Source organism: Corynebacterium sp. TAE3-ERU2 (assembly GCF_019209955.1).
Classification (GTDB): domain Bacteria; phylum Actinomycetota; class Actinomycetes; order Mycobacteriales; family Mycobacteriaceae; genus Corynebacterium; species Corynebacterium megadyptis.
Map to the genome: position 1 here is coordinate 328,762 of NZ_JAHUTL010000003.1, position 14,752 is coordinate 343,513.

The 14,752-nt window shown below is 65.0% G+C and carries 11 protein-coding genes; 5 read left to right on the forward strand and 6 right to left on the reverse strand.

All coding sequences use genetic code 11. The features are described 5' to 3' along the window. The first annotated feature begins 29 nt into the window (after nucleotides 1–29). Nucleotides 30–605: a TetR/AcrR family transcriptional regulator gene (locus KRX12_RS06315; RefSeq protein WP_218366090.1), complete on the forward strand. Its 576-nt coding sequence runs from the start codon at nucleotides 30–32 to the stop codon at nucleotides 603–605. Here the strand turns inward: KRX12_RS06315 and mmsB are convergent, their stop codons facing one another. The 3 genes from mmsB to KRX12_RS06330 form a co-directional block, all read right to left on the reverse strand. After that, complete coding sequence (mmsB, locus tag KRX12_RS06320) at nucleotides 606–1,487, reverse strand: 3-hydroxyisobutyrate dehydrogenase (RefSeq protein ID WP_218366091.1); 882 nt, start codon at nucleotides 1,485–1,487, stop codon at nucleotides 606–608. Nucleotides 1,488–1,505: 18 nt separating this feature from the next. After that, nucleotides 1,506–3,038 carry a CoA-acylating methylmalonate-semialdehyde dehydrogenase gene (locus tag KRX12_RS06325; RefSeq protein ID WP_218366092.1) on the reverse strand — a complete coding sequence of 511 codons (1,533 nt, stop codon included), beginning with the start codon at nucleotides 3,036–3,038 and terminating at the stop codon, nucleotides 1,506–1,508. A 152-nt stretch (nucleotides 3,039–3,190) separates the two neighbouring features. Beyond that, on the reverse strand, nucleotides 3,191–4,738 hold the full coding sequence (locus tag KRX12_RS06330) for a catalase (RefSeq protein ID WP_255550112.1): 1,548 nt from the start codon (nucleotides 4,736–4,738) through the stop codon (nucleotides 3,191–3,193). Between the two features lie 162 nt (nucleotides 4,739–4,900). Between KRX12_RS06330 and KRX12_RS06335 the strand changes: the two genes are divergently transcribed. Beyond that, nucleotides 4,901–5,479, forward strand: a complete 579-nt coding sequence (locus KRX12_RS06335) for an RNA polymerase sigma factor (protein WP_151529424.1) — start codon at nucleotides 4,901–4,903, stop codon at nucleotides 5,477–5,479. On the opposite strand, the gene tgt is transcribed toward KRX12_RS06335, so the two are convergent. Both tgt and KRX12_RS06345 read right to left on the reverse strand, forming a co-directional pair. Then, on the reverse strand, nucleotides 5,476–6,711 hold the full coding sequence (gene tgt, locus KRX12_RS06340; protein WP_218364911.1) for a tRNA guanosine(34) transglycosylase Tgt: 1,236 nt from the start codon (nucleotides 6,709–6,711) through the stop codon (nucleotides 5,476–5,478). The two genes, KRX12_RS06335 and tgt, sit on opposite strands and share 4 nt — an antisense overlap. A 20-nt stretch (nucleotides 6,712–6,731) precedes the next feature. Continuing rightward, nucleotides 6,732–9,143, reverse strand: a complete 2,412-nt coding sequence (locus KRX12_RS06345) for an MMPL family transporter (protein ID WP_218364910.1) — start codon at nucleotides 9,141–9,143, stop codon at nucleotides 6,732–6,734. A 138-nt stretch (nucleotides 9,144–9,281) separates the two neighbouring features. Here KRX12_RS06345 and KRX12_RS06350 point away from each other — a divergent pair, with 138 nt between their 5' ends. From KRX12_RS06350 to KRX12_RS06360, 3 genes are read left to right on the forward strand one after another with little or no spacing between them, the layout of a single operon-like run. Then, a complete protein-coding gene (locus KRX12_RS06350; RefSeq protein WP_218366093.1) occupies nucleotides 9,282–10,289 on the forward strand; it encodes a pseudouridine synthase in 1,008 nt (335 codons plus the stop codon). A 47-nt stretch (nucleotides 10,290–10,336) separates the two neighbouring features. Continuing rightward, nucleotides 10,337–11,071 (forward strand): ABC transporter ATP-binding protein, encoded by a 735-nt coding sequence (locus tag KRX12_RS06355; protein WP_151550304.1) that lies wholly within the window; start codon nucleotides 10,337–10,339, stop codon nucleotides 11,069–11,071. After that, nucleotides 11,072–13,654: an ABC transporter permease gene (locus tag KRX12_RS06360; RefSeq protein ID WP_218364908.1), complete on the forward strand. Its 2,583-nt coding sequence runs from the start codon at nucleotides 11,072–11,074 to the stop codon at nucleotides 13,652–13,654. Between the two features lie 69 nt (nucleotides 13,655–13,723). On the opposite strand, the gene KRX12_RS06365 is transcribed toward KRX12_RS06360, so the two are convergent. Next, the gene (locus KRX12_RS06365) at nucleotides 13,724–14,443 is read right to left on the reverse strand and encodes a hypothetical protein (protein WP_218366094.1); all 720 of its coding nucleotides are present in this window, start codon (nucleotides 14,441–14,443) and stop codon (nucleotides 13,724–13,726) included. Nucleotides 14,444–14,752 lie beyond the last annotated feature (309 nt).

Below are 14,752 nucleotides of genomic sequence, written 5' to 3' on the forward strand. Positions count from 1 at the left end.
CGCTGGCCGGTGTACTTATAATGCGGGGCATGAGCACTGATTCGGCGAACGCCCGCACCCGCATTCTGGTGGTGGCCCGCGAGTTGTTTGCGGAGAGCTCTTTCGCGGGGGTGTCGTTGAAGGAGATCGCCCAGGTGGCGGAGGTGTCGCCGGCGCTGATCGTGAAGCATTTTCACAGCAAGGAGAACCTGTTCGCGGCTACTCTCGATTTTTCGGAGTCGGCGCAGGCGCTGTTCGCGGGCCCGTTTGCCCAGCTGGGTGCCACTGCGATTGAGGAGACGCTGACGGCACCGTGGGCTGCGCCTTATTCGATTGTGCGGGCGTTGACGATCGCGGATGGTTCCTTGGCGTCGTTGCAGGCGATCGGCGAGCGTATTCAGCGCGATATTTTGCAGGTGCTCACTGACCGCATCGCGGCGGAGGCCCCGCATCCTTTTCCCGCGCCGCGGCTGCGCGCCCAGGCGGCGATGTCCCTGCTCACGGGCTTATCGCTGATGCGCCGCTGCGGGGATGTGGAGTTTGCCTCCTTTCCCCACGAGCAGCTGGTGGGCTTTTATGCCACCCAGCTGCAGTCGCTTATCGACGGCCACCCCCAGCCACGCTAACTACTGCGCCGCACGCACCTGGTTGATCACCACGGAGAAGTCCCGCTCTCCTTCCCCCGCGTCCTGCAGCTGGGTGAATAGCTCGAGGGCGTGCCGGCCCAGCTGGGTGTCGGTGCTGGTCTGGGTGGCGGAGTCGATGGCCAGCGCGAGGTCTTTGCAGATGAGGTTGGTGGAGAAGCCGGCGGCGAAGTCCCTATTGGCGGGGGCGCTATCGACCACATCGGGTACGGGGCAATTAGTAGTGAGAGCCCAGCAGCTGCCGGTGGAGTTCGAGACCACGTCGAAGAAGGCGCGGGGGCTGAGGCCGAGTCTTTCGCCGAGCACCATGCCCTCGGCGATGGCGATCTGCTGGATACCGAGGATCATGTTGTTGCATAGCTTGGCGGCCGCGCCGGCGCCGGGGCCGCCGCAGTGGGTGAGGGATGCCCCCATGACCTCGAGCACGGGGCGGGCCTGCTCCACGGCCTCGACCTCGCCGCCGACCATGAAGGCCAGCTTCCCGGCGCGGGCGCCCACCACACCCCCGGAGACGGGGGCGTCGATGTAGCGGTGCCCGGCCGCGGCGGCGGTGGCGGCGTTGCTGGTGGCTTCGTCGACGCCGATGGTGGAGGAATCAATGAAGAGCGCGTTGCCGGGGTGCTCGGCGATGATCTCGCGGAGGGTGGCGTCGACAAGCGCACCGTTGGGGAGCATGGTGATGATGATGCTGGCGTCGTGGGCGGCGGCAGCGGCGGATTCGTGGACGTCGATCCCGGCCGAGCGGGCGGCGGTGATGGCCGGTTCCACCACGTCGAAGCCGGTGACGGTGTAGCCGGCGGCGTGGAGGTTGCTGGCCATGGGCCCGCCCATGTTGCCGAGGCCGATGAAAGCGATGGTGGTCATTGCTCTCTCCTTCTCTCTTTAGTCCACGACCGGCATCACGAAGTGGGAGCCGGAGTGGGGGGTGATGGCGGCGTCGTCACGCGTCCAGCGGGAGGTGACGGTTTTGGTCTTGGTGTAGAAGCGGAAGGCGTCGGGGCCGTGCTGGTTGAGGTCGCCGAAGCCGGAGGCCTTCCAGCCGCCGAAGGTGTGATAGGCGATGGGCACGGGGATGGGGACGTTGATGCCCACCATGCCCACCTGGATGCGCTGGGCGATATCGCGGGCGGCGCCGCCGTTGCGGGTGAAGATGGACACGCCGTTGCCATAGGCGTGTTCGGTGGCCAGGCGCAGGGCCTCGTCGATGCTCTCGGCGTGGACGATGGTGAGCACGGGGCCGAAGATCTCGTCGGTGTAGATCGACATCTCGGGGGTGACGTGGTCGAAGAGGGTGGGCGCCAGGTAGTAGCCGCCGCTGAGGTCCTCGCCCTGGAAGCTGCTGTCGGTGGCGCCGCGCTCGCGGCCGTCGACGACCAGCTCGGCACCGGCCTCCACTCCGGCGTCAATATAGGAGCGCACCCGCTCCACCGCGGAGGCGGCCACCAGCGGGCCATAGTCGGCATCGGGGTCGAGGCAGTGGCCCACCTTGAGGCCCTCGATGCGTTCCACCAGTTTCGCGCGCAGCGCGGTGGCGGTCTCCTCGCCCACGGGCACGGCCACGGAGATCGCCATGCAGCGCTCGCCGGCCGAGCCATAGGCGGCGCCCACCAGGGCGTCGGCCACCTCGTCGAGGTTGGCGTCGGGCAGGATGAGCATGTGGTTCTTGGCGCCACCGAAGCACTGGGCGCGCTTGCCGGTCTCGGCGCAGCGGGTGTAGATGTACTGGGCGATTGGGGTGGAGCCGACAAAGCCGATCGCTTGGATCACCTCGGAGTCGAGGAGGGCGTCCACTGCTTGCTTATCGCCGTGCACCACGTTGAATACTCCGTCCGGCCCGCCTGCGGCGGTGAATAGCTCGGCGAGTTTCAGGGGCACGGAGGGGTCGCGCTCGGAGGGCTTGAGGATGAAGGCATTTCCGGCCGCGAGTGCCGGGCCGGCCTTCCACAGCGGGATCATGGCGGGGAAGTTGAAGGGGGTGATCCCGGCGACCACGCCGAGCGGCTGGCGCATGGAGTAGGTGTCCACCCCAGTGCCCACCGAGTCGGAGAACTCGCCTTTGAGGAAGTGCGGGGCCCCGAGGGATACTTCCACCACCTCGAGGCCGCGTTGGACATCGCCCTGGGCATCGGCGAAGGTTTTGCCATGCTCCAGCGAGAGCGCGGTGGCCAGCTCATCCATGTGCTCGTTGATCAGCCGGATCCATTCCATGAGCACCCGCATGCGCTTTTGCGGGTTCAACGCGGCCCATTCGGGCTGAGCAACTCGAGCGTTATTGATGGCTTCCTGCACATCGGCGGTGCTGGCCAGCCGTACTTGGGCTTGGACGGTGCCGGTGGAGGGGTTCATCACGTCCTGGGTGGCAGTGGAGCTGCCCGCCCATTCGCGGCCACCGACGTAGTGGTTGATGGTCTTCATGGGAGTCTCCTTACTACTGTGCGAAAGTGTTATACGCCACACAGTAGTGAGTCACCCGTCACATTCCTAGGATTTATGCGATGGTGAACACCATTTACCCCAGACGCGAAAAACCCGCCCCCGAGACACAGGGGCGGGCATTGCGCGCGGTCTTAGCTCTGGGTGAAGAGCTCCTTGACGCGCTGGGAGAGATGGGGGTCCACCTTGCCCCAGTACTCATAGACCTGCTGCTCGACCTGCTCGCTCACCCCAGCCATGGCGCGGGCAATATTGCCGGCCATGCGCTCGCGGGCGGCGTCGTCAAGCACCTCACGGTAGAGCATGCCGGGCTGGGCAAAGTCATCATCCTCGGGGTGCTGCACATAGGCGCCGCGGGTGAAGTCGGTGCCGTGGGTCTCATCCCACAATCCGAGATCTCCGGCCACGCCCACGGTCACGCCGGAACCGGAGGTCTCCTTATCATCGTCCGTACCGGCGCCCTTGGCGTAGGCGTTCGGGGAGTAGACAGGATCGGAAGGATCATTGAACTCATAGGCCATCGCGCCATCCTTGGCGTAGGTATTGACCTCGTTCAACGGGCGGTTCACCGGCAGGTGGTGGGCATTGGCGCCCACGCGGTAGCGGGCCGCATCGGCATAGGCGAAGCTGCGGGCGATGAGCATCTTGTCCGGGCTGAAGCCGATGCCACGCACCAGATTGCTGGGCTCGAAGGAGGCCTGCTCGATCTGGGCGAAGAAGTTCTTCGGGTTGCGGTTGAGCTCGAAGTAGCCGACATCGATGAGCGGATAATCCTTCTGGGACCACACCTTGGTGAGGTCGAAGGGGTTCCAGCGATAATCCTCGGCCTCGTCGAGGGGCATAATCTGCACCTTGACGTCCCAGCGCGGGTAGTCGCCACGCTCGATGGCGTTGAAGAGATCCTCGCGGGAGGTATCAGCATTGGCGCCCACGGCGGCCTCCGCCTCCTCATCGGTCCAGAACTCCCAGCCCTGCTGGGTCTTGAAGTGGTACTTCACCCAGAAGCGCTCACCGTCTTCATTCACCCACTGGTAGGTGTGGGAGCCGAAGCCGTCCATATGGCGGAAGTTGGTAGGAATACCGCGATCGCCCATGAGATAGGCCACCTGGTGGGCGGACTCCGGGGTGCGGGTCCAGAAGTCCCACTGCATATTGGCATCGCGCAGGCCGGTATCGGGCAGGCGCTTCTGGGAGTGAATGAAGTCCGGGAACTTTATGCCGTCGCGGATGAAGAACACCGGGGTGTTATTGCCCACGAGGTCATAGTTGCCCTCCTGGGTGTAGAACTTCAGGGCGAAGCCGCGCACATCGCGCCAGCCGTCCGGGGAGCCCTGCTCGCCGGCCACGGTGGAAAAACGCGCCAGCATCGGGGTGACGCGCCCCGGCTGGAAGAGATCGGCGCAGGTATAGCGGGACACATCCTCGGTGATGTGCAGCTCGCCGAAGGCACCGGAGCCCTTGGCGTGCACCACGCGCTCGGGCACGCGCTCACGGTTGAAGTGGGCCAGCTTCTCCAGCAGGTGCACGTCGCGCAGGTCGACGCTGCCCTGCCGGCCCTGCGTGACGGAGTGGTTTTCACTGCTCACAGGGGCGCCATTCAGGCGGGTGGTCTGCTCGCCACCGGGGGTGCGGGCACCGCCGTTGACGATGGCATCTAGGTCAGAATTGTGCTGTTCAGCCATGGGTCCTCCTCAAAGGAATTTTTATAGGCGCCATCTAATTGATGGCTACTGCTTAATAAGTATACCCGTTGTATCTAAAATTCCAATTAATCATCGCCTAACCCATAGGTATTACCGAAGGCAAGCCTTAGTTCGCGATCCGTTTTGCTAGGATCATCAGGTATGAGAGCACCCGCCGGCGCAGGGAACCCCGAGCGCGATGACGAGCACGTCACCGAACTCGCACTCGCCGCTGGGCGCGGCAACAAAGCCGCCCTCACGGAGTTCATTCAGGCCACCCAAGCAGATGTCTGGCGCCTGCTCGCCCATCTCGCCGGCCGCGATCACGCCGATGACCTCACCCAGGAAACCTATCTTCGCGTGATGAAGGCGCTGCCGAAGTTCGCCGCCAAGTCCAGCGCCCGCACCTGGCTGCTTTCCCTCGCCCGCCGCGTCTGGGTCGATAGCGTGCGCCACGATATGGCGCGCCCCCGCAAATCCATCACCGAAATCGATGACGTCCCCCGCTCCACCACCCCGGCCGCCCTACCCGAGTGGATCGATGCGCGGATGGTGATTGAAAAACTCCCCCCGGACCGCCGCGAGGCCCTCATCCTCACCCAGGTACTGGGCTATAAATACGAAGAGGCAGCCAAGATCGCCGGCTGCCGCGTCGGCACCATCCGCTCCCGGGTGGCGCGTGCTAGGCAGGACATTATCGCCGCCACCGCCACCCAGGATTCCCCCGCGCGCAGCTCCTAGCGCTTAGCTGCGTAGTAGCGCCCCATGAACTCATCCCGGAACTCGTAGTAGTAGCCGCCCTCCAGCGACGCCCGGATACGATCCACCAGCCCCACCATGAAGTAGAGGTTGTGCATGGTGCAGAGGGTGCCGGCCAAAAACTCCTTGGCCTTGAGCAGATGGTGGATATAGGCGCGGGAGTAGTTCTCGCTCACATAGCCACCGAGCTCCTCGTCGATGCCGCTGAAGTCGCGCTTGAAGCGGGCGGCGGCCAGATTCATCCGGCCATCGAGGGTATAGACCCCGCCGCGCCGCCCCAGCCGCGTCGGCGCCACGCAATCGAAGGTATCGGCCCCAGACTCCACGGCGGTGAAGATATCGTCCGGCTCGGAAATACCCAAGAGGTGGCGGGGACGATCCTCCGGCAGCTCATCGCATACCCAGCCGACGATGGTGCCCAGATTCTCCTTCTCCAGCGCCCCACCAATGCCATAGCCGCCGAAGCCGCGCTGGCCCTGTTCTTCCTGCTCATTCGAGAGCTGCACCAGCCCCCGGGCGGCCTGGCGCCGCAGGTCCTCATATTGGGCTCCCTGCACCACGCCCCAGAGCGACTGCTCCGGCCGGTGCTGGCGCTCCTCGGAGAGCCGCTCGTGCTCGAGCAGGCAGCGCTGCGCCCAGCGGTGGGTACGCGCCACCGACTGCTCCTGATACTCGCGGGTATCCACTAGGGTGGTGAGCTCATCGAAGGCGAACATGATGTCCGCGCCCAGCTGGTGCTGGATCTGCATGGACACCTCGGGGGTGAAGCGGTGCTTCGAGCCGTCGATGATGGAACGGAAATCCACGCCGTCCTCATCCACCAGCGCCATGCGGTCCTTCTTCCGGGCGCGAATATCCCCCGCATCGAGCCCGGAGGTGTCCATGGCCAGCACCTTTTTAAATCCCACGCCGAGGCTCATCACTTGGAATCCGCCGGAGTCGGTATAGGTGGGCCCGTGCCAGTTCTCGAAGGCGGCCACCCCGCCGGCCTCGTCCACAATATCGGGGCCGGGCTGCAGGTAGAGGTGATAGGCGTTGGAGAGAATCGCCTGCGCCCCGCTGAGCCGAATCTGCTCCGGGGTGAGGGTTTTCACGGTGGCTTTCGTGGCCACCGGAATGAACGCGGGCGTGGCAATATCGCCGTGCGGGGTGTGAATCACCCCGGCGCGACCGTGCTGGCCCTCGAGGCGATTGGTGACATCAAAGTAGTTCATGGCTATAGCTCTTTTCCTGCTTATCGACGCCCACTCGCCGTCGATTCCATCTCTTTTTCTAGGCTAGTTCCTTCCACATCCAGCGAGGGCAGGATGCGATCGAGCCAGCGCGGCATCCACCAGGTCGCCCGGCCCAAAAGGAACATGGTGGCGGGCACGAGGGCCATGCGGATGAGGAAAGCGTCGACAAGCACAGCGACGCCGAGGGCGAAACCGAAGATCTTCACAAAGGGCAGCGGCTGGGTGATATTGGCGAAAAAGACCGCCATCATAATCAGCGCGGCGGCGGTGACCACGCGCGAGCCCAGCAGGAAGCCCTGGACGGTGGACGCATCCACCAGGCTGAAGGGGGTGGTGTTCTCCTCGGGGTGTTTCTGCAATTCGATATAGCGTTCCCGCATGCGGGTGACGAGGAAGACCTGATAGTCCATCGCGAGGCCGAAGGTGACGCCGATGAGGAAGATCGGCATGAAGGAAATGATCGGCCCGGGTGTGTCCACGATGCCCCATAGCCCCTGCTGCCAGAAGAGGATGGTGGTGCCGAATGCGGCGCCGACGCTGAGCAGGAAGCCGAGACCAGCGACCAGCGGCACCATGAGCGAGCGGAAGACCATGAGCAACAAGACGATAGCCAGGCCCACCACCACGGAGAGATAGATGGGCATGGCGTGGTCGAGCTTGGTGGTCACATCCTGCTGCACGGCGGTCAGGCCGGTAATGCCGATCTCGATGCCGAGGCTGCGGCGCAGGTCATCGGCCTGGGCGCGCAGTGCGTGCAGCAGCTCGGTGGAGAGCGGATCATTGGGGCCCAGCCGCGGGGTCACCAGAATCTGGGCGGAGGTGCCGGCCTTATTCACCCGCACCACTTGGGCGTGGGCCACATCGGCGTTGGCATTAAATTTCTCCGCCGCCATCTGATAGGTCAGCGGGGCCAGCTGCTCCACCCCGGCATCCTCCGGGATCCCGGCGGCGGCACGATAGGAGCTCAGCGCCGCGGCCTGGGTGTTCATATCGCTGACATCCATGACCACGAGGAAGGGGGCGTTTTTGCCCTCGCCGAAGCCTTCCGCCAAGAGCTCGGCCGACTTGCGCTGGGTGGTATCGCGCTCGGCCACCGAGTCCGAGGGCAGCGCCAGATCGAGGTGCGTGACGGGAATACTCAAAGCGCTCAGGCCGATGGTCACCGCCGCCAGCACCAGCGCCGGATAGCGCTGCACCTTCGTGATATAGCGATAGGCCAGCCCGGAGCTGCGCTGATAGGAGGGGCCTGCCTCGCGCTTGGTGGAGCGCAGCCCGGGGATCTTCAACCCAAATACGCGCCCCTTGAGCACGCCCAGCAGGGCGGGGATGAAGGTAAGGGCGATCAGCACCGCCACAAACACCGTCGCCGCGGCGGCAATACCCATCCAGGAAAGGAAGGGAATCTTCGCCAGGGTGAGCGCCGCCAGGGCGATAATCACGGTCAGACCGGCAAAGACCACCGCCGAACCGGCCGTGCCTAGGGCCATGCCCGCGGACTCCTCCAGGGATTGCTCCTCGCCCTTCTCATCCAACTCGGCGCGATAGCGAGAAAGAATAAAGAGGGCATAATCGATGCCCACGGCCAGGCCGAGCATGAGCGCCAGCACGGGCGTGATGTTATTCAGATCCACCACGGCAGTACCCAGCACAATGCCGAGCGCGCCAATGCCCACGCCGATCACCGCGGTAATCAGCGGCATGCCGGCGGCCACCACGGAGCCGAAGGTAAACAGCAGCACGATCAGCGCCACCCCGAGACCGATCATCTCGGACTTGGACTGCACCTCAATGGGCTCGGCGAAGCCCGGGCCGCCCGCTTCCACGGTGATCCCCGCCTCGCGGCCGAGCTCGATGGCCTTATTCACCGCATCGCGCTGCTCCTGGTTCACATCCCCCGGCGCGGGGGCATCGAAGGCGAAGCGGGTGGTGCCGATGGTGCCATCATCGCTGAGCACGCGGAGGAAGTAGGCATTGGTTTCCGCGAGTTCGCGGGGCAGGCCCTTCTCCACGGATTGCTCCACCACGCCCTCGATGAGCTTGGGATTAACATCCACGGGGTTGCCGAAGGTGCGCTCCTCGGCGGCTTCGGGCAGATCCGCGCGCAGGGAGTCAATCACCTTCTGGATGGCCTCGTGATTCTTCGGATCCGCCAGCTTTTCGCCCGGCGGGGCCTGGAACACCAGGTCCACATCGGTGGCGAAGCCAGGGGAGACGCCGCCTTCGAAGTTGTGCTCCATCATCTGCCCCGCCTCACTGGAGGGCATATCGGGGATGGAGAAGGCATCATCGAAGCCGTCTTGGAAGGCCACGGCGCTCACGCCGACGGCCGCTAGAATGCCCACCCACAGCAGAACCACGATCCACTTCAACCGAAAACACAGTTTGCCGAGGTGATACAAAAACTTCGCCACAGTATCTTCTTTCCGCTTCTTCTTCAGCGTGGAGTTCGCTCGGCCAGCGCACAACGCGGCGGCACTGTCTCACTCATGGTAATAAACAACATGGACACGTACGTAACAGCACGGTTTTTAGATACGCTGAACACTACGATGACTTCCTCCTCTGGGCGGCGCCGCCGCGAACCCCCTCTGCCCGTCAAGAATGGCCTCTCCCCGTCCCGCGTCCGCCTGCCGGACACCCCGCGCGGGGCGGTGAGCGCCCTCGAGTTCCTCACCGATGTGGTGTTCAACCAGCGCCACCGCCACCCCGAGGACGATGAAGCGGCCATACTCGCCCGCTTCCGCCGCGGCGAAGTGGTCTCCCCCACCGGCCGCGCCTACGCCCCGCAGGACATGGTGAGCGTGGGCGCCGATCTGTGGTTCTATCGCATCCCCGCCCCGGAGCCGCCCATCCCCTTCGACTGCCCTATCCTGCACCACGACGAGAACCTGCTGGTGGTGCACAAACCGGCGTTTCTTTCCACCATGCCGCGCGGGCGCCACATCACCGAAACCGCCACGGTGCGGCTGCGTCGTCGCACCGGCAATATGGATGTGGTGCCGGCCCACCGCCTCGACCGGCTCACCTCGGGAATCCTCATGTTCACCACCCGTCCCGAGGTGCGCGGCGCCTACCAGCGACTCTTCGCCGAGCGGGCCGTGGACAAGCGCTACACGGCCATCGCGCCGCTGCACGCGGAGATCACCCCTGGCACGGTGTGGCGCTCCCATATCCACAAAACCCCAGGTGAGATCCAGGCCGCGGAGCTGCCCGGCGCGGCGATCAACGCGATCACCGAGGTGCTGGCCGTGACCCCGCTCAGCGCCGCCGAGCAGCAGCGCCTCGAAGCCGACTATGGCCCCCAGCCACCCCTGGCCCGCTATGAGCTGCACCCCCACACCGGCCGCACCCACCAGCTGCGCCTGCACATGACCGCGGCCGGGGCGCCGATCCTTGGCGATCCCTTCTATCCCACGGTCGCAGCCGATGAGCCCGAGAACTACGCCACTCCCCTGCAGCTGTGCTCCACCCATCTGGCGTTCACCGATCCCTTCACCGGCCAGCAGCGTAGATTTAGCACCAGTACGGCGGGATATTCCGCGAGTGAGCGTCGATAAGCGCCGTGAATGACGATCCATTGACCCCGGTAGAGAGCGAGGACCCCATGCCCACCATCCCCGCGGCCCGCGCCGTGAATCTATACAAATCCTATGGCGAGGGCAGCGCCCAGGTGGTGGCGCTGAACCATGTCACCGTGGAATTCGAGCGCGGCCGCTTCACCGCGATCATGGGCCCCTCTGGGTCCGGAAAATCCACGCTCATGCACTGCATGGCTGGGCTCGACGCCCCGAGCAGCGGCGAGACCTATATCGGGGAGACCGAGCTTTCGCAGCTTAACGACGCCGCCCTCACGAATCTACGACGCGACCGCCTAGGGTTTGTGTTCCAGTCCTTCAACCTGGTGCCCACGCTCTCCGCGGCGGAGAACATCACCCTGCCGGTGGGCATCGCTGGGCAGCGCGTCGATGAAGCATGGTTCACCGAGGTCACCGAGCGGCTCGGGCTGAAGGATCGACTGCGCCACCAGCCCTCCGAGCTCTCCGGCGGGCAGCAACAGCGCGTGGCCGTCGCCCGCGCCCTAGTGTCGCGGCCAGATATCATCTTTGGCGATGAACCCACCGGCAACCTCGATTCCAACTCCTCCACCGAGGTGCTGCGGATTCTGCGGGCGGCGGTGGACGAGCTCAACCAGACCGTGGTGATCGTCACCCACGACTCGGCGGCGGCCGCCTATGCGGACCGGGTGATCTTCCTCGCCGATGGCAGCATCCGCGATGACATCACCGAGCCCACCACCGAGAAGATCATGTCCATCATGGCCGGGATCGAGGGCCGGTAGATGGCGACACCGACCATGACGCCGCCGCGCATGCGCACGATCTCGCTGCGTTCGGTGGCCGCGCATAAGCTCCGGCTGCTGCTGACGGTGCTCGCCGTGGTACTCGGCACCGCCTTCGTGGCCGGCTCCTCCATGTTCACCTCGACCCTGTCCTCCTCCCTGAACTCGGCGCTGACCACCGCCTTCGACGATATTGACGTGGTGGTCGCCGGCACCGAACGCTCGCCGCAGGGAATCCCCTTCGCGGAGGTGGATGAGCTGCGCGCCCGCCCGGATGTGCGCGCCGTGTCCATCCAGGGTCGCGACTCCAGCGTGATCCTCACCGACCCCAACGGCGCCCGCATCCAGAGCGGAGCGGTTCCCACCCAGGCCATTGCCCTCGTGCCACCGGAGACTCTCCACGGCGAGGACATCCCCAGCCAGGGCACTATCGTCGAGGGCGCACGGCCCAGCGCGGCGGGACAGATCGCCATCAACAGCAATGCCGCTGAGCGCGGCGGCATCTCCATCGGCGATCACGTGACCGTACTGGTCCCCGATACCCGCCTCGACGCAGAGGTCACCGGCATCTACGAGGCCCCCTCCGACCAGGCGGGCTGGCTCTCCATTGCGCTGCGGGAGCAGGACTATCGCGCCCACTTCACCGATGGGGAGCATGCCCAGCTCGCCGCGCTGACACTGCAGGACCCGGACGCCGCCGAGAGCGTGCAATCCGAGCTTGCCGACGCCCTGCCGAACTTCATGGTCAGCACCGGGCAGCACCTCGTAGACCAAGCCAATGAACGTATCGAGTCGGCCCTCTCCTTCGTCACCTACTTCCTGTGGGCATTCGCCGGCATCGCGCTGCTGGTGAGCACTTTCATCATCTCCAATACCTTCGCCATGCTGGTGGCCCAGCGCAACCGTGAATACGCGCTGCTGCGGGCCTTGGGCGCCTCCGCCACGCAGATCACCCGATCCGTGGTGGCGGAATCCGTGGTGGTCGGACTGGTGGGCTCTCTGCTTGGCGTTCTCGCCGGCGTGGGGCTCGTGCGGCTGATCACCTGGCTGCTCAATCGCTCCGACGCGGGCCTGCCCGATGCTGGCGTATCGCTCACCCCCACCACCATCATCGCTCCGGTGATCGTGGGCCTGGTGGTCACTGTGCTCTCGGCATGGGCGCCGGCGCGCAAAGCCGGGTCCATTCACCCCGTCCAAGCCATGCGGCCGCAGCCGCCCACCCGCGCCTCCTTGAAGTGGCGCACCCTGGCCGGCGCCGCGGCGCTACTGAGTGGCGCTGTGCTGTGCATCGTCTCGGTTCTCATCGACACCGAGGCCCTGCGCATACCGCTGTCCTTGGTGGGTGCCGGAACCCTGGCGCTGGTGCTGGGACTATGGCTGGCCGGGCCGGCGCTATCCATTCCCCTGGTGGGTGGATTGGGCCGGATCCTCGGCGCTCCCTTCCGCACGGTGGGCAGATTGGCGGCCACCAACTCGCAGCGCAACCCGCACCGCACTGCGGCCACCGCCTTCTCCCTCACCCTCGGGCTGATCATGGTCTCATCTATCGGCATGCTGGCTGCCTCTATGCAGCGCTCCACCGAGGACATCGTGGACGATTCCATCACCGCCGACTTTGTGCTCACCGGCGAACGCGGCGCCGGAATAAGCATGCCGGAAGACACCGCGGAGCGCGTCGCCGCCCTGCCCGAGGTGGACTCCATATCGGTGGTCTCCGCCGGCCCCTTCATGGTCAATGACGTGTCCATGGGCAATGACTTCGGGCCGCCCACCACCCCAGTGGCCGATAATTCCATGCTCGATAGCGTGAAATTCACCGCGGTGGGCGGCGAGATCGACCTTGACGCCCCAGGCCTTATCCTCAGCGAGACCGCTGCGGACTACGTGCAGGTGGGGCTGGGTGAGATGGCGCGGGTGAGTATCCGCGGCCAAGACAGCTACGTGGAGGTGCCGGTGACGGCCCTAGTGGATTCCTCCACCTTGTACGGCGGTGTTCTCTCCCGAGCCAGCGCCGCAGAGCTCATCGATCAGACGGGCCTGGTGCCCCAAGAGATCTATGTGCACGCCGCGGCGGGCTTTAGCCCCGCCCAGGTGCGGGCGGCCCTGGACAAGGAGGTCGATAGGGATCTGGTGACCTCGGTCAAGGATCCCGATGAGGTGAAGGGGCAAGCCGCCAGCGAGGTGCGCGGCATGCTCTCCATTCTCTACGGGCTGCTGGCGCTGGCGGTGATCGTGGCCATTCTGGGCATCGTGAATACCCTCGCGCTCTCGGTGATCGAGCGCCGCCAAGAGATCGGCATGCTACGGGCAGTCGGCATGCAGCGCCGACAGGTGCGCATCATGTTCTATCTGGAATCCGCAGTGATCGCCCTCTATGGCGCCGTCGTCGGTGCCGTTGTCGGCATCGCCGTGGGCTGCGCCTTCCTCGAGAATCTGAAAGACACCGGGCTTACGGCGATCGTCATCCCCTGGGGCACCGTCGGGATCATGCTCGCCGGCTCCATGCTGGTGGGCGTGCTCGCTGCGCTCTGGCCGGCGGCGACGGCCGCGCGGACGCGCCCACTCGAGGCGATCACGGACTAGCGCCACAACATCGATCAGGGGCCGGACGCGATCGCATCCGGCCCCTTGTGCTCTCTCTGTCAGGACAGATTAAGAGACGGTGGTCGAGCCCACGGTCGGCAGTACCGTGCAGCTATCGTCGCCATAGGCCACGGTGCCGGCGATGGCGGCAATCACGGGACCGGAGCCGGTGTTCACCAGCGCCGAGGTCTGGGCGTGTACATTCGCTCCGAGGAAGCTTTCATCGAGGTCGTTGACGCCGCCCTTCATGGTCTTCAGGTTCAGCCACGCCACCTTCATGTCCGTGCCCTTCACCGACGGTGCGAGACGCTCATCCGCGGTGAACACATGGAAGTAGGCGTACCCGGCGGGGATATAGGGATCCGCAAGATTGCGCTTGCCCAGCAGCGGACCGGAGCCGTAGTTGGGGCCGGGTTGCACTGTGGCCAGTGCACCGGTCACCGGCAGATCCCCGATACCGCAGCCGAGGACCGGGGCGGGATAGTAGAACTTGCTCTTCTTGGTGGAGTCCCCGCGCTGCACAGCCTTGGTGTCCGTGAAGGCCTGGGGCACTTCGGAGGACAGCGCCGCGAGGTCAGTATCCTCGGCCTCCTCCATGACCGCCGCGATAGCCTGCTGTACATCCTCGGACTGGCTACTCGCCCAGTCGAGCAGCGTATCGACGCTCACTCCACCCGGCTCCGCCATATCGATGGAGGGAACCTGGACCTCGGCCTGGGCGGGCTGCACCCCGGCGAAAGCGATTCCGACGGCCGCGAGGACTGCGGCGAGGGTTCTGCTGTGTGCCATAAATTAACCTTTGTATGAGGAACCAGCGTCGAGCCATAACAGCCCGCCAGCCGGCGAAAAACGTATTCTTACACCCACGAATGTTACTAGAATTATCTTGTGTAACCTAATGATGTTGCAATGACATAATATAATTGTTGGTGCGGGCAATGTCTGGGCATGCCGAAGGGCGGGGGTGAAGCATCACCTGGTGTGGTGTGTCTTCTCCCCCGCCCTTGTGCGGTGTTTGTAGTTTTAGGTCGGCGGTGACTTACTCTCCCACACCCTCCCGGGTGCAGTACCATCAGCGCTGTCGGGCTTAGCTTCCGG

Bases quoted from the DNA above. Each gene is read 5' to 3' on its own strand.
- KRX12_RS06350 (WP_218366093.1), top strand. From the start codon at position 9,282: ATGACTTCCTCCTCTGGGCGGCGCCGCCGCGAACCCCCTCTGCCCGTC.
- KRX12_RS06335 (WP_151529424.1), top strand. From the start codon at position 4,901: ATGAGAGCACCCGCCGGCGCAGGGAACCCCGAGCGCGATGACGAGCAC.
- KRX12_RS06365 (WP_218366094.1), bottom strand. From the start codon at position 14,443: ATGGCACACAGCAGAACCCTCGCCGCAGTCCTCGCGGCCGTCGGAATC.
- KRX12_RS06330 (WP_255550112.1), bottom strand. From the start codon at position 4,738: ATGGCTGAACAGCACAATTCTGACCTAGATGCCATCGTCAACGGCGGT.
- KRX12_RS06360 (WP_218364908.1), top strand. From the start codon at position 11,072: ATGGCGACACCGACCATGACGCCGCCGCGCATGCGCACGATCTCGCTG.
- KRX12_RS06315 (WP_218366090.1), top strand. From the start codon at position 30: ATGAGCACTGATTCGGCGAACGCCCGCACCCGCATTCTGGTGGTGGCC.
- tgt (WP_218364911.1), bottom strand. From the start codon at position 6,711: ATGAACTACTTTGATGTCACCAATCGCCTCGAGGGCCAGCACGGTCGC.
- mmsB (WP_218366091.1), bottom strand. From the start codon at position 1,487: ATGACCACCATCGCTTTCATCGGCCTCGGCAACATGGGCGGGCCCATG.
- KRX12_RS06325 (WP_218366092.1), bottom strand. From the start codon at position 3,038: ATGAAGACCATCAACCACTACGTCGGTGGCCGCGAATGGGCGGGCAGC.
- KRX12_RS06355 (WP_151550304.1), top strand. From the start codon at position 10,337: ATGCCCACCATCCCCGCGGCCCGCGCCGTGAATCTATACAAATCCTAT.